Below are 19,887 nucleotides of genomic sequence, written 5' to 3'. Positions count from 1 at the left end.
GTTCTGTGCTACCTTGGGTGCGTTCATTTTTGACGCATCCATACCTTTCGGTGCGTTTTCTTTTTGACGCAATACGTGCGCTCCCCGTCATTATAAGCTTGATTTTTGGGCTCAAAAAGCGCATCCTTGACCCGCAGGGTGTGTCAATCCCCCGCGCCCGACACGAGCCATGATTCGCATATACACCCAGACGGAGAATGGAATCTCGCGCACGGTAGGTCTGGAGGAGCAGGACTATCGCAAGGGAGACATTTTCTGGATTGACCTGCTCACGCCCAGCGCCGCCGAGCTGCACTACGCCGAAGAACTCTGCAGCATCGAAATGCCCACCAAGGATGAGATGCGCGAAATTGAGGCCACCTCGCGCCTCTACTGCGAAGACGGCGGGCGCTTCATGACGACCACCGTGTTGAGCCGCGTCGAAACCGACGAGCCGATGATCGCGGAAATCTCCTTCATCCTCAAGCAGCGCGTCCTCATCACCATCAGGCACACCGACTCGTACTCCTTCCGCGTCTTCTCGCACCAGCTGCTGCGCATGCCGGGCACCAACCGAGACCTCGTCTTCATCGGGCTGCTGGAAACCCTGGTCGACCGTCAGGCCGACGTCCTCGAGCGCTTCGGAGCGGATCTCGACGTGCTCTCCAAAAAAATCTTCGGCACGCACCGCGTGCGCCGCAAAGAAAAGAGCGAGGATCCGGACACCGAAGACCTGCGCGACGCCCTCGTCGAACTCGGCCGCGTCGGCGACCTCATCACCCGGCAGCGCGATGCCCTCGTCAACCTGCTGCGCCTTATCACCTACGCCGGCAACGAAGAATCCTGCACGGAAGCGCACACCGGACTCTATGCGGCGCTGCGCCCCGTTTCGCGAGACGTCAACTCCCTCTCCGAGTACGCGTCCTTCCTCTCGAACAAAATCAACTTCATGCTCGATGCCGTGCTCGGGCTCATCAACATCGAGCAGAACGACATCGTCAAAGTCTTCACCATCATGTCGGTCGTCTTCCTGCCGCCCACGCTCATCGCGAGCGTCTTCGGCATGAACTTCGACTACATCCCCTTCCTGCACACGGGCTGGGGCGTTTGGCTCTCGCTGGGCCTGATGCTCGCCTCTGCCATCGTGCCGCTCATCGTCTTCAAACTCAAACGCTTCATCTGACGCAACATGATTACCCCCCGCTCTCCCTTCTGCCCTGAGAAAGAAATCCTCAAGGCCGACATCCTCGTCGAGGCTCTGCCCTTCATGCAGGCCTATCGCGACAAAACCATCCTCATCAAGTTCGGCGGCTCCGCGATGGATGACCCCGAGCTCGTGCGTCACCTCATGCGCGACATCGTCGTGCTCGAGGCCATGGGGCTCAACCCCGTCGTCGTGCACGGCGGCGGCAAGGCAATCTCGAAGGCCATGAAAGAAGCCGGGCTCGAAGCCACCTTCGTCAACGGCCTGCGCGTCACCACCGAAGAAGCCATCAACATTGTTGAAAGCACCCTCTCCGGCAGCATCAACCCGGGACTCGTCGAAATGATGCGCGACTGGGGCGGCAAAGCCGTCGGCATCCCCGGCACCTCCGTCTTCGTCGGTGAAAAAATCCGCGAGCGCGACGCCGAAGGCAAACCCGTGGACATCGGCCGAGTCGGGCGCGTCATCGGCTGCCTGCTGCCGCGCATCGAAGAAGCGCTCTCGCTGCAACTCACCCCCATCATCTCTCCGCTGGCCCGCGAACTGGGCACCAGCCAATCCCTCAACGTGAACGCCGACCTCGCCGCCGCCGCTCTGGCGCGCGAGCTCAAGCCCGTCAAGCTCATCTACATCTCCGACGTGCCCGGCCTGCTGCGCGACCCGGCGGACCCGACCACCATCATCAAGAGCATCAACCGCCGCGAAGCCTTCCAGCTCATCGACGAAGGCGTCATCTCCGGCGGCATGATCCCGAAAGTCAAGAGCGCGGTGGACGCCCTCAACGCGGGCGTTCGCAAGGTGCACTTCATCGACGGCCGCCTGCCGCACACCCTGCTGATGGAAATTTTCACCTCCGAAGGCATCGGCACCGAGATCGTCCGCGAGCAGCGCTGAGGCGCGATTCCGACCGCAACCGAGATGAATACACCCGCCAACATCGGAATACTCGCCCCGCACAAATCCGCCTCCTGCGTGCACGCCATGCAGCGGCTTCAGGCCGAGTGCGCGCGCGTCGGCATCATCGCCTGCGAGATCAAAGACATCGAGAGTGCGCTCGACATGCCGGGCGCACCCTCGCTCGTCCTCTGCCTCGGCGGTGACGGCACCATGTTGGCCGCCTCGGCCGAAGCGGCGCGGCACGGCATCATCCTCGGCGGCATCAACCTCGGCCACCTCGGCTTCCTGAGCGCCTGCGGCCGCGAAGAAATCGCGCTGCTGGTGCAAGCTCTGGCCGACGGCACCTACGAAGTCGAAGAGCGCACCATGCTTGAGGTCATCCGTCGCGGCACCGCCAGCAGCTCGGTCAAACCCCATCTCGCCCTCAACGAAATGGCGCTCATGCGCGCCCAGACCGGCAAGATGGTCGACGTCGACGTTGAAATCGACGGGCGCCTGCTCAACCGCTACCACGCCGACGGCATCCTCGTCGCCACCCCCACCGGCTCGACCGCCTACTCCCTCTCCGCCGGCGGCCCGCTCGTCTGGCCGAACGCCGGTGTGATCTGCCTGACTCCCATCTGTCCGCACAGCCTCACCAACCGCTCCGTCGTGCTGCCCGACAGCGTTGAACTCATCATGCGTCCGCGCGAAAGGCGGGGGCGAGCCGGTGAATCACTCCTCTACTCGCTCGACGGTCGCCGCATCCACCCCATCGCCCTCAACGATACCCTCGTCATCCGCAAAGCCCGGCAGCCCCTCAACCTGCTCAGCCTGCCTGCGGGCGACTACGCCACCCGCCTGCGCGTCAAACTCGGCTGGTGAGCCCCCCCCCCCCACACACGAGCCCACAGCCCTCCACGCGCCGCCCTCGCTCCTCACCCTCCTCCGAGTCGGCGTCCTCCTGCGCACCCCCTTACCCGAATCGACATCATGCAAACCCTCATCTGCGTCGGCCTCGGCAGCTTCTGCGGCGGCATCATGCGCTACGGCTGCGGCCTCTGGGTACAACAGCATTGGGGTGAGAGCGGTTTCCCGCGCCACACCCTGCTCATCAACCTCGGCGGCTGTCTGCTGCTCGGCGTCCTCAACGGCCTCTTCAGCCTGCGCGAGCTCATGCACCCCGACCTGCGTGCCGCCCTCACCGTCGGCCTCTGCGGCGGCTTCACCACCTTCTCCACCTTCTCGCAAGAGAGCTTCAGACTCATGCGCAGCGGCGCTTGGGTCTCCGCCCTCAGCTACGTCGCCCTCTCGGTCATCCTCGGCCTCATCCTCTTTGCGGCAGGCTGGTGGGCCGCGCGCCGCGTCATCTGAAAAACGCCCCGCCTGTTCCGCCGTGAGCACCTGAGCGAGCCTTCCCCGGCTCTCCCTCCCGAAGCGCTTCCCCGGCTCTCCTTCACGCCGCGTCTTTGAACCGCTTTCCCGACGCGTTTTTTCGCCGCTTTCCCGGAGCGTCTTTTCGCTGCGTCTTTTCGCTCGTTTTCCGACCGCCGGAGCCGCTTTTCTCCGGCGGCGCAGCGGCCGCAAACACACAACACACGCGCAGGAAGCCGCCGACGCAGGCCGCGCCGCACGCGGCGACATTCTGCTTGCCAAACGCTGCGCGGGGGCGTATACTGCACACGTATGAACGAACTTATCTCCATACTTGAACAAGCGGTGACGGAAGGCAAGCTTCTTCCCGCTTCCCTCGAAAACATCCGACTGCTGATGAGCGGCACCAAAGATCCCGTCGTGCCCGCCGCCATCGGCGAGCTTGTCGAGAAGAGTGAATGGACGGAGCTCAACAACCGCTTCTACAAGACCCTGGCCTTCGGTACCGGCGGCCTGCGCGGTCGCACCATCGGCACCGTCATCGTGCCGGCAGAACAAGGCAAAGGCGGCGTCAACGGCCGCCCCGAATTCCCCTGCGTCGGCACCGCCTGCATGAACTTCTTCAACGTCGGGCGCGCCATGCGCGGCCTCATCACCTACGTGCGCCGATTCGTCGAAGCCGAAGGCAGCGGGCGCAAGCCCCTCCTCGTTATCGGTCACGACACGCGCCACTTCTCGCGCGACTTCGCCGAATACTGCTCCCGCATCGCCCTCGACCTCGGCTGCGACTGCGCCCTCTTCGACGGGCCCTGCTCCGTGCCTGAAGTCTCCTTTGCCATCCGCGAGCTGCGAGCCGATACCGGCGTGATGATCACCGCCTCGCACAACCCGGCCCACGACAACGGCTTCAAGGCCTACTTCAACGACGGCGCCCAGCTCATCGCCCCGCATGACAAAGCCGTCATCGCCGAAGTGAACAAACTCACCGGCGACAGCTACGAAGCCCTCCCCGCCGAGCAGCAGGGCAGCCTGCGCGTCCTCGACTCCTCCTTTGACTCCGTCTACATCGAGCGCCTCAAGGGCATCGTCCTGCGCCCGGACGTCTTCGGCAAAGCCTCCGCCAAGGTCGTCTACACCAACCTCCACGGCACCGGCAAGCGCTGCATCGTCCCGATGCTCAAGAGCATCGGCTGCCAAGTCAGCACCGTGGCCGCCCAGGACGTGCAGGACGGCCGCTTCCCGACCGTCGCCAGCCCGAACCCCGAGAATGCCCCCGCGCTCGACATGGCCATTGCTCAGGCCGACGCCGAGCAGGCCGACCTCGTCATCGCCACCGACCCCGACTGCGACCGCATGGGCATCGCCGTGCGCGACACCGCGACCGGCAAGATGCAACTGCTCACCGGCAACCAGACCGGCTGCCTGCTCGCGTGGTACCGCTGCATGAGCATGATTGAGCTCGGCCTCATCAACGAGAGCAACATCGCGCACACCGTGCTCGTCAAAACCTTCGTGACCAGCCCCCTTCAGGACGCCATTGCCTCCTCCTACGGCATCGCCCCCGTCAACGTCCTCACCGGCTTCAAGTACATCGCCGCCAAACTCGGCAAGTATGAGAAAGCCATCCCCGAGGAACTGCGCCGCGACTACCGCAGCCTCAGCGAGGCCGAGACGCGCGCCCTGCGCCTGCAGTACAGCAAATACTTCGTCTTCGGCGGCGAAGAAAGCTACGGCTACCTCGCCCAAGACTTCGTGCGCGACAAGGACGCCAACGCCGCCGCCCTCTGCCTCGCCGAGATGAACGCCTACCTCGCCACCCGCGGCATCGGCCTGCTGGAGTGCCTCAACAACATCTACAAGCAGTTCGGCTACTACAAGGAGCTCGGCAAGAGCCTCGTCATGGAAGGTGCCGACGGCGCCGCCAAGATCGCCGCGCTCACCCAGAGCTACATCGCCAACCCGCCCGCCGAAATGGACGGCAGCAAAGTCGTGAACGTGCGCGACTTCTCCGCCGGCACCTTGGTTGATGCGGAAGGCGACCCCATTCCCGCCGAGAAGATGCTCTTCTTCGACCTCGCCGACGGCCGCAGCTTTGCCGTGCGTCCCTCCGGCACCGAGCCGAAGATCAAGTATTACCTCTTCGCTCACGGCGAGCCCGGCGTCGACCCGGCCGAGGCTCGCCCCCTCGTCGAGGCCGGCATCGACGCTCTCTGGAAGGCCATCGAGGCCGACGTCGCCGTCCGCAGCTGCTGAATCGGCAGTGCGTCGAGACGGGCGTGACGCTCCCTCGCTTTGCGCCGCAGCGCTTCGTGCGCTGCGGCGCTTTTTTTGGGGGGTGGATGGAGTCGCCTGAGTCCGTGTTCCTCGCCGCCTCCCTCTGCCACGGCGGCGCCCCTCACGCCCCTGCGTCCGCCCCCTCTGCTGCGGCGACCGCCCGCCACGTCGGCGCCACCCGCCCCTCAGCGAAGCTGCGCGACGAGACGCGGGTGCACACCGCGGAAGCACGCCGCGACGCGCCGCGCAAATTCACGGCTTTGCTCTTGCCAGCGCGGCGCGTCTGTGTTACACTCCCCGCGCACTTCGCTGCATACCTTAAACCTGTTATGTCTGACCCGAGCAAGTATCGCAATTTGGCTATCATCGCACACGTTGACCACGGAAAAACCACCTTGGTGGACCAACTGCTCAAAGCCGGCGGTACCTATCGCGAGAATCAGGAAGTGCAGGATCGCGCCATGGACTCCATGGATCTCGAGCGCGAAAAGGGCATCACCATCAAAGCGAAAAACACCTCCATTCACTGGAATGGCTACACGATCAACATTGTCGACACCCCCGGGCACGCCGACTTCGGCGCCGAGGTGGAGCGCGTCATGAAGATGGTGGACGGCGTCATCCTCGTCGTGGACGCCTACGAAGGGCCGCAGGCGCAGACGCGCTTCGTCCTGCGAAAAGCGCTGCAGGAGGGCCTGCTGCCCATCGTCGTCATCAACAAAATTGACCGCCCGCATGCCGACCCCCTCAAGGTGCGCGACCAAGTTCTCGAGCTGCTGATGGATCTGGATGCGACCGACGAGCAATTTGAAGCCCCCTTTGTCTACGGCTCGGCGCGCGACGGCTACTTCATGAACAGCCCGGAGAATGAGCCTCCCGTCGACTGCACCCCGCTGCTGCACCAGATTATTCGCCACATCCCCGCCCCCAAGGATGCCGATCCCGACAAACCCTTCAAGATGCTCATCTCGAACATCGACTGGGATGACTACGTCGGCCGCGTGGCCATTGGCCGCATCACCAGCGGGCGCGTCACCAAGGGTGATGTCCTCTACCTGCATCGCCCCGACGGCTCCTGCGTGCAGGGCAAGGTGACGAAGCTCTTCGAGTACAGCGGGCTTCAGACGACGGACTCCGCCGTCGGCGAGGCCGGCAACATCATCGGTCTGTCCGGCTTTGAAGACGTCGATATCGGCGAGACCCTCACGGCCGACCCCGACGATGAGCCGCTCCCCTTCGTGGAAATCGAGCCGCCCACGGTGCAGATGGAGTTCAGCATCAACGATGGCCCGCTCGGCGGTCGCGACGGCAAAAACGTCACGAGCCGCGTCATTCGAGAGCGTCTGATGCGCGAGATGCGCACCAATATCTCCATCAAGGTCGAAGATACGGATCTGGCCGGTGTCTTCCGCGTCTCGGCTCGCGGGACGATGCAGATTGCCATTCTCGTCGAGCAGATGCGCCGCGAAAATTACGAGGTGTTGGTCTCCCGCCCGAAGGTGATTACGCAAGAGATTGACGGCGTGCGCTGTGAGCCTTTCGAGACGGTGTTCATCGAGGTGCCCGACGAGTGCGCCAACGGCACGGTTCGCATTCTCGGCAACCGCCGCGGCGTCCTCGAGCACATGGAAAGCAAGGGGACGGGGCGCACGTACATTCAGGCCACCATCCCGACGCGAGGCCTGATTGGTTTCGAGTTCGAGCTGGTCAACCTGACGAGCGGCAACGGTATCTTCTCTCACCTCTTCAAGGAGTACGCGCCTTACGCCGGGGAGATTGTGACGCGCCAGAGCAGCACGCTGGTCTCGATGGAGAACGGCATTGCCCGCCCCTACGCGCTTCAGGCTATGGAGGAGCGCGGCACGCTCTTCATCGCGCCCGGCGATGAGGTTTACATCGGTATGATTGTGGGCGAGAACCCCAAGCCCATCGACATCGACGTCAACCCCACGCGCGAAAAACACCTCACCAACCACCGCTCCGCCACCAAGAACGACTCGATTCAACTGACGCCGCCGCGCGTCTTCTCGCTGGAGCGTGCGATTGAGTACATTGAGCCCGACGAGCTCGTCGAGGCGACGCCGCATTTCATCCGCATGCGCAAGCGCATCCTCGACATCACGGCCCGCCGCCGCGCGGGCTACGCCGAGGCTCAGGCCAATGCCAATGCCTGAGCGGCGGCTGCTCAACGAGATTTTGCACGAAGCCCCCGGCGCCGAAAGGCGTCGGGGGCTTTGTCGTGACAGGGGGGGTGCGCCGGGGCTGCGGAGCGGAGCCTCTGCGGCGGAGCTTCAGCTGATTTTCGCGAACGCTTCGTCGAGATCGTCGATCAGGTCGAGGACGTTTTCGGTGCCGATCGAGAGGCGCACCGTGCCCGGCGCAATGCCGCAGGCCGCCAGCTCCTGCTCATTCATCTGCGAATGCGTCGTCGAGGCCGGGTGAATGACGAGACTCTTGACGTCGGCGACATTCGCCAGCAGCGAGAAGAGGCGGAGACTCTCGCAGAAGCGGCGAGCCTGCTCCGCGCCGCCCTTGATATCAAAGGTGAAGATCGAGCCCGCTCCCTGCGGGAAGTAGCGCGTATAGAGCTCGTGGTCCGGCCGCTCGGCGATACTCGGGTGATTGACGCGCTCCACCTGCGGATGAGAGCGGAGAAAGTCAACGAGGCGCAGCGCGTTCTGCACATGCCGCTCGACGCGCAGAGAGAGCGTCTCAAGCCCCTGAAGCAGCAGGAAGGAGTTGAAGGGGCTGATGCTTGCGCCCTGATCGCGCAGCAGCGTCGCCCGCACATTGACGATGAAAGCCAGAGCCCCGCAGGCCTCCGTGAACACCAGCCCGTGGTAGCTTGCGTTCGGCCGCGCGAGGCTCGGGTATTTGTCGGCCTGCGCCGCCCAGTCGAAGCGGCCGGAGTCGACGATCACGCCGCCCATCACGGTGCCGTGCCCGCCGATGAACTTGGTGGCGCTGTGCACGACAATGTCGGCGCCGTGCTCGATGGGGCGGATGAGGTAAGGCGTCGCGAAGGTGTTGTCGACCACCAGCGGCAGACCGTGGCGGTGAGCCAGAGCGGCCAGCGTGTCGATGTCGGCCACATCGCTGTTCGGGTTGCCCAGAGTTTCGACGTAGAGAAGCCTGGTGTTCGGGCGTATGGCCGCTTCGACCGCCGCCGTATCCGCCGCAGGGACAAAGGAGGTTTCAATGCCGCATTCTCGCAGCGTGTGGGCAAAGAGATTGTAGGTGCCGCCGTAGACCGTTGCCGATGAGACGATGTGATCGCCGGCCTTCGCCAGCGCACGCACCGTGTAGTCGATGGCGGCCGAGCCCGTCGCAACGGCAAGCGCTGCCGCTCCGCTTTCAAGGGCGGCCAGACGGCGTTCCAACACATCCGTCGTGGGGTTCATGAGGCGGGTGTAGATGTTGCCCGGCTCTTCCAGCGCAAAGCGCTTGGCGGCCGTTGCACTGTCGGCAAACACGTAGGATGTCGTGGCGTAAATCGGTACGGCACGCGCGTCGGTCGTCGGGTCTGCCGTCTCCTGCCCAACGTGAAGTTGGAGCGTCTCGAATCGATACTTCTTGTTCATCAGGCCTGTGGGATTTTTTAATTTAATTCATACCGCATCAGTAGGTAAAAGCGGGATTGTAGCAGATTTTTCGCCGTCGTCAACGGCAAAGACGCTGCGCTGACACAAAATCATCTCCGCCGAGTGCGTGCCGCGCCGCGCGCGCCGTCGCTTGCAGGGCAGGGGGCAAGGGGGGCAGGGAAGGAGCCGGGCTCAGTCGTCAAAGGCGCTGAGCATGCCGAGGGCACGGCGGAACTCGGCGGCAGGCCACTGGCCGGGCGCGGCCGGTGTGTTGCCGAGGTAGCCGTAGATGAGGCAGGAGCCCATTTGGGCATAGAGCAGGCGGCTGGTGGGGCCGAGCTCGCCCATGCCCATGAGCGCCATGGGGCCGCGTGCGGCTTCGAGCAGTTCGCAGCCGACGGGCAAATCTTCGGCGCAGTTGATGCGGAAGGCGAACTTGGCCACGTCAATACCGGCTTTTCGTCCCCGGTCCTCGAGCGCGAGGAGGGTAGAGACGGCGGGGGTGAAGCGGAAGTCGTGCCCGGAGCCGATGAGCGTGATGCCGCGCGCTTTGGCTTCGCTCACGAGTTCTTCGGCGCCTTTGAGGCGGGCAATTTCCCAGTCGAGCAGGGTAGCGAGGGGCAGCAGATCGAGGGCGAGCCGGATGCGATCCGCCTCAGCCCAGTTGCGCCGCCGACCTCCCTCCGCCTCGTGTCTGAGAGTCAGCAGCACGGGAAGCGCGGGGCGCTGCGCCAGTATATCATCGGCGCTGAGAGACTCCGGGAGGGCATCGACGCGCAGCTCGATGACGTCGCAATCCGGCTGAGCTCCCGGGTCGCAGAGGCTGCGCCACGTGTCCCAATCGGACACGGAGCCGACGACGAGGGGCGGGTACGAACGCTGATCCGGACGGTGAAATTTCATGGCTCCCCGAGTGTAGCACGCTCGCGACGCTTTGGCAAGCTTCGGCGTGCGCCCGGAGCTGAAGACGAGGGCGCCGAGGGCGGCCGGGGCGCAGGCGGTGGCGCGAGGAAGCAACCGACGGAGAGGCAGGAGCTGCCGGATGCCGAGCCGAGCGCCGACGAAAAGACCCGGCAACCGCAACAGGGTGCCGGGTCGAAAACGGGGGCTTCTTCTGCCTCAGGGCTCTCAGAGGGAGGCCTTGATGATGGCGGCGAAGGAGTCGGCCTTGAGAGCCGCACCGCCGACGAGAGCGCCGTCGATGTCGGGCTGGCTCATGAGCTCGGCGGCATTGCCGGGCTTCACGGAACCGCCGTACTGCAGGCGAACCTTGTCAGCAGCGTCCTGACCGAAGGTCTTGGCGACAACGCCGCGGATGAAAGCGTGGGCGGACTGAGCGTCGGCGGCGGAAGCCGTCTTGCCCGTGCCGATGGCCCAAACGGGCTCGTAGGCAATCACGATGCCGGCCACCTGCTCGGGAGTCAGACCCTCGAGACCCTCGACCACCTGCGTGCTGAGAACCGTCTCCAGCTGGCCACCCTCGCGCTGCTCAAGCGTCTCGCCGATGCAGTAGATGGGGGTGAGACCGGCGGCGAGAGCCTTCTTGATTTTGCGGTTGATGTAGGCGTTCGTCTCGCCGTGGTACTGGCGGCGCTCGCTGTGGCCGAGCACAACGTACTTGCAGCCCAGCTCATTGAGCATGGTCGTCGAAATCTCGCCCGTGAAGGCGCCGTTGTCGCGGTCGCTGACGTCCTGAGCGCCGACGCCGATGCAGGTGCAGCCGTTGAGCGCCTCCATCACGGCGGGAATCGTCACGAAGGGGGGAACGATGACCTTGTCGACGGCCTTGCACTCGCAGGTGAGCTCATCCTTGAGAGCGGCCATGAAAGCCTTGGCCTCAGCCGGGCCGATGTTCATTTTCCAGTTAGCAGCGATAATGGGTGTGCGTGACATAATCAAGATGTGTCTGTTGTGACGCGCCCAGAGTAGCTCAGACGCCGCTGCAAGTCAAGCCAAATCTTGTTGCTCGGATCCGCAGCCGCAGGCGGCCGTGCGTCGTTTCTGCTGCGGCGATCAGAAGCCCTGCGGCGGCGATCAGTAGCGCTGGCGGTGCGGGTTTTGATTGCTGCGGTGCTCGTCGCGGTCGTGCTTGTTGCGGAGGATATCGCGCTTCTCGCGGCGCGTCACCCGCTCGAGCGTCATGCGGCGCTTCTCCGCCCTTTTTTCGAGTTCGGCGATCTCGGCATCGAGGTTGAGGAAATGCTCGTAGCGCTCGGGAGAGATGAGACCGCTTTCGAGCGCGGCGCGGATGGCGCAGCCGGCGTCTTTGCGGTGGGAGCAGTCGGCGAAGCGGCAGTGGGAGGCCAAGTCGCTCATGTCGGCAAACTCGGCGCGCAGCGTCTCGGCATCCGTCCACATCCGAATTTCGCGCATGCCGGGGTTGTCGATGAGAACGCCGCCGCCCGGCAGCACGACAAGCTCGCGAGCGACCGTCGTGTGGCGCCCTTTGCCCGTCACCTCGTTGACTTCCCCCGTCTCCAGCCACTCGCCGCCGAGAAGCGAGTTGACCAAGGTGCTCTTGCCCACGCCCGATGAGCCCACAACGGTGATGGTCGTGCCTTTCGGGACGCGCCGCAAAAGCTTCGGGTAGCCCTTGCGGTAGAGCGCGACAACGGGGTACACCTCGGTGCCGAGCTCGGCCACCTCTCGGCAGCAGCGCTCCAGCAGCTCGGGGTCGGCGGTATCGGCCTTGTTGATGAGAACGAGAGGGCGCGCCCCGCACTTGCGTATCAGCGTGAGGTAGCGCTCGATGCGGCGCAGGTTGTAATCGCTGCCCGGATCGGTGACGACGATGACGACGTCGACGTTCGCTCCGATGACCTGCTCGGCGCAGCTGCGCCCGGGCACCTTGCGCGAAAAGCGGTTGCGGCGCGGCAGCAGAGCGCGGATCACCGGCAAATCATCGCCTTTGCCCGGATCGACGGCCACCCAGTCGCCCACCGTCGGCAAATCGGCATCCGTCGCGGCATCGTGCCAGAGCTTGCCGCTGAGCACAACGTCGTGGTCACCCTTGCCTTTGGCAATGACCGTGAAGTTGATTTTGGTTTCGCGAATAATGCGAGCGGGGTACCATTCCGGGTGCTCGAGTGCGCGGAAGGCTGCGGCGAGAGCTTCGTTCCAGCCGAGCATTTCAAGGGTGACGGTCATGAGTGCAGTTGGGCGGCGAGTTCAACGATGTGCAGCGCGATGTGTTCCTTGCTGTCCTTCGCCAGCTCAATTTCGCGGTCGGGGAGGATGAGGGTGACCTCGTTCTCCTTGCTGTCAAAGCCGATGTCGCGCCGCGAGACATCGTTGGCAACGATGAGGTCGCAGCGCTTGCGCTGCAACTTGTCGCGCCCGTAGGCAATCAGATTTTGCGTCTCGGCGGCAAAGCCCACGAGGATGCCCTTGAAGCCGAAGACATCGCGCATGCTGCCGAGAATATCGGGCGTCTTTTCCAGCTCGATCGTGATGCGGTCGGCTCCCTTTTTGATTTTCTGCTCGCTGTAGGCAACGGGGCGATAGTCGGCCACGGCGGCGCAGAGAATCGCGACATCGACCTTGCCGCAGAGGTCGCGCACGGCCTCATACATTTGCTCGGCACTTTCAACCGGAACGAAGTCCACCCCGGGCGGCACATCGAGCGTCGTCGGTCCCGAGATGAGCAAAACCTCATGCCCTTCGTGCCGCGCGGCACCGGCCAGCGCGTAACCCATGCGCCCCGACGAGCGGTTGGTGAGGTAGCGGGCCGGGTCGAGAGCCTCGCGCGTGGGGCCTGCCGTGATGAGAAACTTCATGCGCCTCACTGTAACACAGCACGGGCCTTCAGGCAAGTATTTTGACGGATGCCGCCCGCGCGGCGCCGGGGCAGGCCCTCGGCAGGAGGCCCGTTTCGCGAGGCTCCGCGAGACGCCGCGCCGGAGCGGCGTCTCCGCCCGCATCCGCTGCCCGTGCGAAAATCAAGACGGCACTGCCGCTCATACCGAGGGCAGTGCCGTGAAGAAACATCGTCGCTTGCGGGACGCGGCCTAAGCGCGCAGCTTAGGACTTGTAACGCAAACGCTTCTTGTGGCGGTTTTGGCGCATGCGCTTGCTGCGCTTGTGCTTGTTGATCTTGGCCTTACGTCTCTTTTTAAGCGATCCCATAATGGTTTATGATTTCGTTTGTTTGTTCTCGACAGGGAGAGGGGTTAGCAATCAGTAAACGAGCTTGTTGAGCGGATACTCAATGATGCCCTCCGCGCCCATGGACTTGAGCTGCGGGATGATTTCGCGGGCAACGGACTCGTCAATAACGGTCTCGACGGCGACCCAGCCGTTTTCAGTGAGCGGCGACACCGTCGGGCGGCGCAGCGAAGGCAGGGACTCGACGAGGGCAGCGAGATTGGCCTCGGGCAGATTCATCTTGAGGCCGACCTTGCCGCGAGCCTCGAGAGCGCCGCGAAGCATCATCACGATGTGCTCGAGCTTCTCGCGCTTCCAGTCGTCCTTCATCGCATCCTTGTTGGCGATGAACTGCGGGTAGGAAGTCAGGAGCGTGTCAACGATGCGGAGCTTGTTGGCGCGAATCGACGAGCCGGTCTCGGTGATGTCGACAATGGCATCGACGAGGTCGGGCACCTTCACCTCCGTAGCGCCCCAAGAAAACTCCACCTGAGCCTTCACGCCCTTTTCGGCCAGCCAGCGCTCGGTGATGCCGACGCCTTCGGTGGCGATGCGCTTGCCCTCCATGTCGGCAACCGACTGAATGGGGCTGTTCTCCGGCACGATGAGCACCCAGCGCGTGGGCTTGCTCGTAGCCTTCGAGTACTGAAGGTCGGTGAGCACCTCGACATCGGCTCGGTTCTCGTAGATCCAGTCGCGCCCGGTGATGCCGGCGTCGATGAAGCCCTGATGCACGTAGCGACCGATTTCCTGGGCCCTGATGAGGTAGAGTTCAAGAGAATCATCATCCGAGGTGGGCTTGTAACTGCGGCTGGAAACCACAATATTGAAGCCGGCCTTGCGGAAGAGATCAACCGTCGCATCCTGAAGGCTGCCCTTCGGCAGTGCAAGTTTGAGCTTGTTTGACATAGCGGGGTGCTATGTAACTACCTTTTGGCGTAAAAGTCAAGCCGAAAGCACCCGAGAGCCGAATTTTTTGCGCCTCGAGACCCTCAGAGCGCCTGATTCAGCCTCAGCCGAGCCCAGTGTCCCAGCGCCTCCATGACGCCCGGCCCCCGAGAGAGGTAGCCGCCGTGCTCGCGCAGGTAGGCGACGATCTCGGGGTGTGCGCCGCTCGGCGCCGCGCAGAAAGCCTCGGGAAAGCGAGAGAAGGCATCCAGATCATTGTGCCCGTCGCCGATGATGACGAGCCGCTGCGGCGCAACCTGCCAAGCGTCGGCGACGTTGGCCAGAGCCGTGCCCTTGTTGAAGCGTGCGTCGCTGAAGCGCATGAAGCGCCCCGCCCGCTGCGTGCTGACACCCGGGAACTCGCGCTGAATGGGGCGCAGCAGCGGCACGAGCTTCTCCATCGTGTCCGAATCCGGCGTGAGAATGCTCAGCGGGTCGGCCGGGTCGATGAGCCACTCGATATCGGGGTGGCGTTTCATGAGGCGATCCAGTTCGCGGTGCAGCTGCGGCGCCATGCGCTGCCGCAGAGCCAGATTCGCTCGCGTCGTCTGCTCATTGAGCTCGGTGGCCGGGCGCAGAATGCCGTCGCCCTTCTGCCAGTATGAATACCGCTCGCAGGTGCAGATGAAGTCGGGCATGTAGCGGCAGCACTGCCGCAGCTCCCGCACCAGCAGCGGCAGAGCTCGCCCCGTGTTGATGCCCCAACGCACACCCAGCGGGCGCCATCGGCTCATGAGCTGCAGAAACTCAGCCGGCACCGGGCTGCCGTTTTCCGCACGCAGCGTCCCGTCGTAATCCAGAGAAATCAGCCAGCGACAGGGCCCTTGGAAGGGAGCTGCCTGCCCGGGCGGCGCCTGACCTTCCCGGCAAGAGGCAGCAGCTGGATCAGCGGTAGGGTTCATGCAGTGGCGCGGCGGAGAGAAGAGACGAGCTCGCGGCTCCCTCATTTTCTGTTTTTCGACTTGGACGAACGCCCCTTGGTGCTTTGCTTCGGCTTGGACTTCGAAGACTTCTGAGCCTTCTGAGCCTTCTGCGTCTTCTGAGCCTTTTCAAAAGGATTGATGGAAGCGCCGGCGGCGGGCGCCCTCGTTCCCTTCAGCAGCTGAGTTCGAACCTTGGTCTTGAGATCGACCCGGTAAGTGTCCGGCACGCAGCCGGGAGGAAGCTCCTCATCCTGCGCCCTCATGTGAATCTCCACGCGGCGATTCAGCGCCTCTTCGGCGCGATCGCCCGAAGCCGGAGCAAGGTGACTGCGACTGCCGCAGGCGCGGATGTAGACGCGCTTCGTGGGCACGTGATTGCCGCGCAGCCACTCGCGCACGGCGGCCGCGCGCTGCAAAGAGAGCAGATCATTGTAGTCATCCCCGCCGATACTATCCGTATGCCCCTCGATGATGAAGCGCGTGTCGGGATTCTTGTAAATCAAAGCCGCCAGCTGAAGCAGCGAAACACGCGCCGCACTCTTCAATTCGCACTCATTGAAGCCGAAGAGAACATCGGTACCGATGCGCGCCACACCGCTGTTTTCCCCCAGTGAGGACAGCCCCATCAGCTCGCCGAGACTGCGCGTATCATCGGGCAACTTGCCCTGACTCTCTCGGGCCGTCTCGCGCAAATCACTGTCCGTCATCGCATCGAGCTCCTGCAAATCGAGCTCCTTGGGCGCGGCCGCCACCACGACATCATTGCTGTTGACGGGTTCGAGATCGGCGATGGCATCGAGAGACGGAGCCTGCTCCGCCGAGAGCAGGGCCGACATATCGAGCTGCTCCGGAGCCAGCTCATCCATGCGGAGAGGCTCATCGGCAATCGGATCCGGCGCGGCGACGGGTATGTTCGTCTCGCCCGGAGCCATGGTCAGCTCGGGGTATTCAACGTCGAGCAGATCAATCTCCTCCTCAATCTCCCTGCGCTCCTCGGCGACGATTTCCTCGGCCGTCTGCAACTCTTCCGGCTCGGGCTCGCGCTCCGGCTCGGGCGGCGGCTTGCGGACGATCAGTCGCTCGATCTTCTCTTCAACTTCCCCTTGAGGCGTCTGATCCCTGATGCCGAACTGAACGAGATCCGGCAGATAAAAATACGCAATCACATGGCAGATCACAGCCCCGGTGAGCGCACCGAGAACGACGGGCGTCAGATCGCGTTGCTTCGTGAGCTCAAAGCCCTCGCGTCGGCTGTTCTGCGCAGCCGGCCGGCGGATGGGCATGGGGCGGCTTGAGTGAGGCCGGCGCTTGTTGAAGAATGCCATAGTGAGGTTGAAAAGAAGTTGCAAGAGCGTCAGCGGCCGATCCCCGCCCCCATGTGAGGCCGCCTCGGCGTGGGAATTTGCGGAGCGCGGATGGCCGGCACCATACAATCATTGATCCAGTGAATGACGGCGGGCATCGTTTGCTCAATACCCGGCAGCAGCTTGACGTCGAGCGTCTCGCGAACCAACTTGCGACCGTCGTCGCGCGTGTAGACAAGTTCTCGACTCTCGGCATCGGGGGCGTCGGAGGCGCATCGCAGCGTCCACACCTCGCGGCAGTCGCCGGGAAGTTGCTTGTAGATGCCCACCGCGTCATCGAGCGTTCGCGTGGGATTATCCTGCTCCACATTGACGATGAGGACGGGCACGCTGCGCGGCAGGCGTGCGGCACTATCGACCGGAGAAACATCGAAACTTTCAATACCCGTGCACTGCCGGATCCGCAGATCGAGCAACGCCAGCGTCACCTGAGAGACAATCGTGTCGGGCATCAGTCGCTGCATAGAGGTGCGCAGCGACGAGTACGCATCAATGCACACCAAGCCCCGCAGCCGAGGCTCGCTGCAGGCCGCCTGCAGCAGCATGCCGGCGCCGAAGCCGCGCCCCACGCCGATGACCGTCAGCTCGCGACCCGGATTCAAGCTCTCCAGCTCGTCGAGAATGAGGGGAATATCCCGGCTCTCGCGCAGACCGTGCGTGCAGTAGCGCCGCGCATTGTCGAGGCCTCGGGGCTCCCAGACAACGCAGCGCAGGCCGGCAGCCGTCAGCGACTCGACGAGCGGCAGAGACGAGCGAATGCCGTGGTCCCACTCCACCGCCGTCAGCACGTAATCAATATGATGCAGCGACAGGGCAGGGTGTTGGGCCAGCTCGCTGCCCACCGTCATCTGCCGAGTCGTCTCCTCGTCCGGGTCTCGCTCGGCAATGAAAACGGACAGAGGCACACCGTCGGGCCCCGTCACCTCGAGCGGCGTCAGCTTGAGCCCCCTCGCCTTGTCGGGAACCTGCGACGTGTTGTCAAACTCCTGACTCAGAGGCTGCAAAACAGGTTCAGCCTCGCGCGTGATGTAGCTCCACAGATACACCCCCCCTGCGGCCAGACCCAGCAAGAAAAGAAGCAGCAGGCAGAGGCTGATTTTGCGGATGCTCATCGTCGCGGGCGATTATAGCAATGCGCCGCGGGCGCTGCAACGCTAAATTGAGACATATCGAATGACTCCGCCCGCATGACCTGCAGGCAGAGAACAAAGAGGCGGAACCCGGAAGCCTTCATCCGGGATCCGCCCCAAACGCGTCAAGAGCGCGGTGCCGGCAGAGCCGTCAACCGATTTCGGCGCGGCCGCTCAGGCGGGCGCCTTCGTCCATTGACAGAACCGCCGTCGTGATATCACCCGAGATCACGGCGTGATCCTTGAGGTGGCAGCGATTGCTCTTAATGTTGCCGTTGACGTGGCCGTAGACACTGACTTCACCGGCGTTGATATCGCCCTTGATGTCGGCCTGCTCACCGATCGTGACCTTGCCGGATTCCGAGAGAATCTGACCCTCGATCTTGCCGTCGATGTGCATGTCATTCGTGAAGCGGATGGAACCGATGATTTCAATGCCGGAAGCCAGCACATTGGTTGTGTTGTTGCTCATGTTGAAAGAGAATGATTGATGTCGTTAATGGTGTGGGGGGGGAATGAGAGAAACGGCGCAGCGGATGGCGGGGAAGCCGCCGATCAGACGGTCATGATTTCCTTCTCCTTGGCCTCGACAAGCTCCTCAATTTTCTTCGTGAACTTGTCCGTCAGCTTCTGCACCTTATCCTCAAGGCGGCGCACGTCGTCCTCCGTAATCACATTGTCGGCCTTCATCTTCTTGATCGCGTCCATACCGGTCTTGCGAACGCCGCGCACACGCACACGCGTATCCTCGGCGAGGCTCTTGACGTACTTGACCAGCTCCTTGCGGCGCTCGCCCGAAAGCTCGGGGATGGGCAGGCGCACCGAACGCGCGTCAATGATGGGCGTGATGTTGAGCTTGCTCTCGGCAATAGCCTTCTTGATATCGTTGAGCGTGCTCGGATCGAAGGGCTGGATGAGAATCGAGCGGGCATCCGGGGTGGACACCACCGCGAGGCTCTTGAGCTTCATGCTCGTGCCGTAAGAGGCCACGTAAATGTTCATATCGTCCACCAGAGAGGGGGAGGCCTTGCCGGTGCGGACACCGCCGAATTCGGAGTTCATGTGCTCGACGGCCTCTTCCATGGAAGTTTCCGTCTCAAGCAGGAGGGTTTCTTCGTCCATTGTTTTGCTGTGTGGTTGGGTGGTAAAAATCGTGAAGGATGAGGGGGAACAGCGTGCGAGCGAGCCTCAGGCGCTGATGATGGTGCCGATGCGCTCGCCGAGCAGGGCTCGCGTAATATTGCCGCTCTTGTGCATATCAAAGACCATAATGGGCTTGTGGTTGTCCTTGCAGAGCGTGAAGGCCGTTTGATCCATCACCTTGAGATTGCGCTCAATGCACTCGCGGTAGCTGATCGTATCGAAGCGCGTGGCTCCGGGATCCTGCTTCGGGTCAGCCGTATAGACACCGTCGACCGACGTCGCCTTGAGCACGACCTCCGCATTGATCTCGCAGGCACGCAGCGCTGCCGCCGTATCCGTACTGAAGAAAGGATTGCCCGTACCGGCCGCGAAAACAATGACCTGCCCCTTGCGCAGCAGCTCGCGAGCCGTATTGCGCACGTAAGGCTCCGCGACATTCTTCATCTCGATGGCGCTCTGCACGTGGCAGGGAACCCCCGCCTCCTGAACCGCCGAACAGATCGACAGCGCATTCATGACCGTCGCGAGCATACCGACGTAATCCGCCGTCGCGCGATCCATGCCGCGCACGCTCGCCTTGGCTCCGCGCCAGATATTGCCGCCGCCCACGACGACCGCAATCTGAAGATTGCCGATCTTCTGAGCCTCGGCGATCTCGCGTGCGATGCGTGCGACAATCTCGGGCGAGATATTGTCTCGACTGCCGGGTGCGCGAAGGGCTTCACCACTAAGTTTAAGGAGAATGCGCTTATAGGAAATGGATTGAGGTTCGCTCATGGAGTGGTATTCTTGGTCTTCGCCCGTTGATTCTGCCACTTTCGGCACCGAAAAGCGAGCCAAAAATGCGGCAGCCCTTCAGAAAAAGGAACGGACGCATTGCGTCAAAATAAAACGCACCGAAGAAGCTCTCGGGAGAGAAACGCCGCAATGGCATTTTTATGGTTGCTT

19 protein-coding genes are annotated in these 19,887 nt (G+C 63.2%); 6 read left to right on the top strand and 13 right to left on the bottom strand.

Annotated features, from left to right (window positions below; genetic code table 11):
* Window positions 1-169 precede the first annotated feature (169 nt).
* The 6 genes from AC6UAL_RS08600 (at window position 170) to typA (ending at window position 7,881) form a co-directional block, all read left to right on the top strand.
* Window positions 170-1,162, top strand: coding sequence for a magnesium transporter CorA family protein (locus tag AC6UAL_RS08600; RefSeq protein ID WP_500682968.1), 993 nt, complete (start codon window positions 170-172; stop codon window positions 1,160-1,162).
* Between the two features lie 6 nt (window positions 1,163-1,168).
* Window positions 1,169-2,077 (top strand): acetylglutamate kinase, encoded by a 909-nt coding sequence (gene argB / locus AC6UAL_RS08595; RefSeq protein ID WP_500682967.1) that lies wholly within the window; start codon window positions 1,169-1,171, stop codon window positions 2,075-2,077.
* A gap of 24 nt (window positions 2,078-2,101) precedes the next feature.
* Window positions 2,102-2,944, top strand: coding sequence for an NAD(+)/NADH kinase (locus AC6UAL_RS08590; protein ID WP_500682966.1), 843 nt, complete (start codon window positions 2,102-2,104; stop codon window positions 2,942-2,944).
* Between the two features lie 108 nt (window positions 2,945-3,052).
* Window positions 3,053-3,433: a fluoride efflux transporter CrcB gene (gene crcB, locus AC6UAL_RS08585; RefSeq protein WP_500682965.1), complete on the top strand. Its 381-nt coding sequence runs from the start codon at window positions 3,053-3,055 to the stop codon at window positions 3,431-3,433.
* Window positions 3,434-3,745: 312 nt separating this feature from the next.
* A complete protein-coding gene (locus tag AC6UAL_RS08580; RefSeq protein WP_500682964.1) occupies window positions 3,746-5,686 on the top strand; it encodes a phospho-sugar mutase in 1,941 nt (646 codons plus the stop codon).
* Between the two features lie 350 nt (window positions 5,687-6,036).
* Window positions 6,037-7,881, top strand: coding sequence for a translational GTPase TypA (typA, locus tag AC6UAL_RS08575; RefSeq protein WP_500682963.1), 1,845 nt, complete (start codon window positions 6,037-6,039; stop codon window positions 7,879-7,881).
* Between the two features lie 117 nt (window positions 7,882-7,998).
* On the opposite strand, the gene AC6UAL_RS08570 is transcribed toward typA, so the two are convergent.
* The 13 genes from AC6UAL_RS08570 to pyrH all read right to left on the bottom strand — a co-directional run bounded on the left by AC6UAL_RS08570 (window position 7,999) and on the right by pyrH (window position 19,716).
* Window positions 7,999-9,291 (bottom strand): O-acetylhomoserine aminocarboxypropyltransferase/cysteine synthase family protein, encoded by a 1,293-nt coding sequence (locus AC6UAL_RS08570; RefSeq protein WP_500682969.1) that lies wholly within the window; start codon window positions 9,289-9,291, stop codon window positions 7,999-8,001.
* Between the two features lie 189 nt (window positions 9,292-9,480).
* Complete coding sequence (locus tag AC6UAL_RS08565; RefSeq protein WP_500682962.1) at window positions 9,481-10,191, bottom strand: type I 3-dehydroquinate dehydratase; 711 nt, start codon at window positions 10,189-10,191, stop codon at window positions 9,481-9,483.
* 225 nt (window positions 10,192-10,416) lie between these two features.
* Window positions 10,417-11,181 (bottom strand): triose-phosphate isomerase, encoded by a 765-nt coding sequence (gene tpiA / locus AC6UAL_RS08560; protein WP_500682961.1) that lies wholly within the window; start codon window positions 11,179-11,181, stop codon window positions 10,417-10,419.
* 141 nt (window positions 11,182-11,322) lie between these two features.
* Window positions 11,323-12,435 (bottom strand): ribosome small subunit-dependent GTPase A, encoded by a 1,113-nt coding sequence (gene rsgA / locus AC6UAL_RS08555; RefSeq protein WP_500682960.1) that lies wholly within the window; start codon window positions 12,433-12,435, stop codon window positions 11,323-11,325.
* The gene (locus AC6UAL_RS08550; protein WP_500682959.1) at window positions 12,432-13,064 is read right to left on the bottom strand and encodes a phosphopantothenoylcysteine decarboxylase domain-containing protein; all 633 of its coding nucleotides are present in this window, start codon (window positions 13,062-13,064) and stop codon (window positions 12,432-12,434) included. The genes rsgA and AC6UAL_RS08550 overlap by 4 nt, the downstream gene beginning before the upstream one ends.
* Window positions 13,065-13,308: 244 nt before the next feature.
* Window positions 13,309-13,413, bottom strand: coding sequence for a hypothetical protein (locus AC6UAL_RS08545; protein ID WP_012420149.1), 105 nt, complete (start codon window positions 13,411-13,413; stop codon window positions 13,309-13,311).
* Window positions 13,414-13,464: 51 nt separating this feature from the next.
* Window positions 13,465-14,340, bottom strand: a complete 876-nt coding sequence (gene hisG / locus AC6UAL_RS08540) for an ATP phosphoribosyltransferase (protein WP_500682958.1) — start codon at window positions 14,338-14,340, stop codon at window positions 13,465-13,467.
* 83 nt (window positions 14,341-14,423) lie between these two features.
* Window positions 14,424-15,281, bottom strand: a complete 858-nt coding sequence (locus tag AC6UAL_RS08535; protein ID WP_500682957.1) for an HAD family hydrolase — start codon at window positions 15,279-15,281, stop codon at window positions 14,424-14,426.
* A 41-nt stretch (window positions 15,282-15,322) separates the two neighbouring features.
* Window positions 15,323-16,627, bottom strand: a complete 1,305-nt coding sequence (locus tag AC6UAL_RS08530; RefSeq protein ID WP_500682956.1) for an OmpA family protein — start codon at window positions 16,625-16,627, stop codon at window positions 15,323-15,325.
* Between the two features lie 29 nt (window positions 16,628-16,656).
* Window positions 16,657-17,778, bottom strand: coding sequence for an alpha/beta hydrolase family protein (locus AC6UAL_RS08525; RefSeq protein ID WP_500682955.1), 1,122 nt, complete (start codon window positions 17,776-17,778; stop codon window positions 16,657-16,659).
* A gap of 169 nt (window positions 17,779-17,947) precedes the next feature.
* Complete coding sequence (locus tag AC6UAL_RS08520; protein WP_500682954.1) at window positions 17,948-18,268, bottom strand: bactofilin family protein; 321 nt, start codon at window positions 18,266-18,268, stop codon at window positions 17,948-17,950.
* Between the two features lie 83 nt (window positions 18,269-18,351).
* The gene (gene frr / locus AC6UAL_RS08515; protein WP_500682953.1) at window positions 18,352-18,918 is read right to left on the bottom strand and encodes a ribosome recycling factor; all 567 of its coding nucleotides are present in this window, start codon (window positions 18,916-18,918) and stop codon (window positions 18,352-18,354) included.
* A gap of 66 nt (window positions 18,919-18,984) precedes the next feature.
* The gene (gene pyrH / locus AC6UAL_RS08510; RefSeq protein ID WP_500682952.1) at window positions 18,985-19,716 is read right to left on the bottom strand and encodes a UMP kinase; all 732 of its coding nucleotides are present in this window, start codon (window positions 19,714-19,716) and stop codon (window positions 18,985-18,987) included.
* Window positions 19,717-19,887: the final 171 nt, after the last annotated feature.

This window comes from Candidatus Parakkermansia intestinigallinarum, assembly GCF_944389695.1.
Lineage (GTDB): Bacteria > Verrucomicrobiota > Verrucomicrobiia > Verrucomicrobiales > Akkermansiaceae > Akkermansia > Akkermansia intestinigallinarum.
The sequence above is the reverse complement of the archived record's forward strand: the minus strand, read 5'-3'. Positions and strand labels throughout refer to the sequence as shown.

Bases quoted from the DNA above. Each gene is read 5' to 3' on its own strand.
- AC6UAL_RS08545 (WP_012420149.1), bottom strand. From the start codon at position 13,413: ATGGGATCGCTTAAAAAGAGACGTAAGGCCAAGATCAACAAGCACAAG.
- AC6UAL_RS08535 (WP_500682957.1), bottom strand. From the start codon at position 15,281: ATGAACCCTACCGCTGATCCAGCTGCTGCCTCTTGCCGGGAAGGTCAG.
- pyrH (WP_500682952.1), bottom strand. From the start codon at position 19,716: ATGAGCGAACCTCAATCCATTTCCTATAAGCGCATTCTCCTTAAACTT.
- AC6UAL_RS08525 (WP_500682955.1), bottom strand. From the start codon at position 17,778: ATGAGCATCCGCAAAATCAGCCTCTGCCTGCTGCTTCTTTTCTTGCTG.
- AC6UAL_RS08590 (WP_500682966.1), top strand. From the start codon at position 2,102: ATGAATACACCCGCCAACATCGGAATACTCGCCCCGCACAAATCCGCC.
- typA (WP_500682963.1), top strand. From the start codon at position 6,037: ATGTCTGACCCGAGCAAGTATCGCAATTTGGCTATCATCGCACACGTT.
- crcB (WP_500682965.1), top strand. From the start codon at position 3,053: ATGCAAACCCTCATCTGCGTCGGCCTCGGCAGCTTCTGCGGCGGCATC.
- AC6UAL_RS08530 (WP_500682956.1), bottom strand. From the start codon at position 16,627: ATGGCATTCTTCAACAAGCGCCGGCCTCACTCAAGCCGCCCCATGCCC.
- AC6UAL_RS08600 (WP_500682968.1), top strand. From the start codon at position 170: ATGATTCGCATATACACCCAGACGGAGAATGGAATCTCGCGCACGGTA.
- AC6UAL_RS08565 (WP_500682962.1), bottom strand. From the start codon at position 10,191: ATGAAATTTCACCGTCCGGATCAGCGTTCGTACCCGCCCCTCGTCGTC.
- hisG (WP_500682958.1), bottom strand. From the start codon at position 14,340: ATGTCAAACAAGCTCAAACTTGCACTGCCGAAGGGCAGCCTTCAGGAT.
- argB (WP_500682967.1), top strand. From the start codon at position 1,169: ATGATTACCCCCCGCTCTCCCTTCTGCCCTGAGAAAGAAATCCTCAAG.
- frr (WP_500682953.1), bottom strand. From the start codon at position 18,918: ATGGACGAAGAAACCCTCCTGCTTGAGACGGAAACTTCCATGGAAGAG.
- AC6UAL_RS08520 (WP_500682954.1), bottom strand. From the start codon at position 18,268: ATGAGCAACAACACAACCAATGTGCTGGCTTCCGGCATTGAAATCATC.
- rsgA (WP_500682960.1), bottom strand. From the start codon at position 12,435: ATGACCGTCACCCTTGAAATGCTCGGCTGGAACGAAGCTCTCGCCGCA.
- AC6UAL_RS08550 (WP_500682959.1), bottom strand. From the start codon at position 13,064: ATGAAGTTTCTCATCACGGCAGGCCCCACGCGCGAGGCTCTCGACCCG.
- AC6UAL_RS08580 (WP_500682964.1), top strand. From the start codon at position 3,746: ATGAACGAACTTATCTCCATACTTGAACAAGCGGTGACGGAAGGCAAG.
- tpiA (WP_500682961.1), bottom strand. From the start codon at position 11,181: ATGTCACGCACACCCATTATCGCTGCTAACTGGAAAATGAACATCGGC.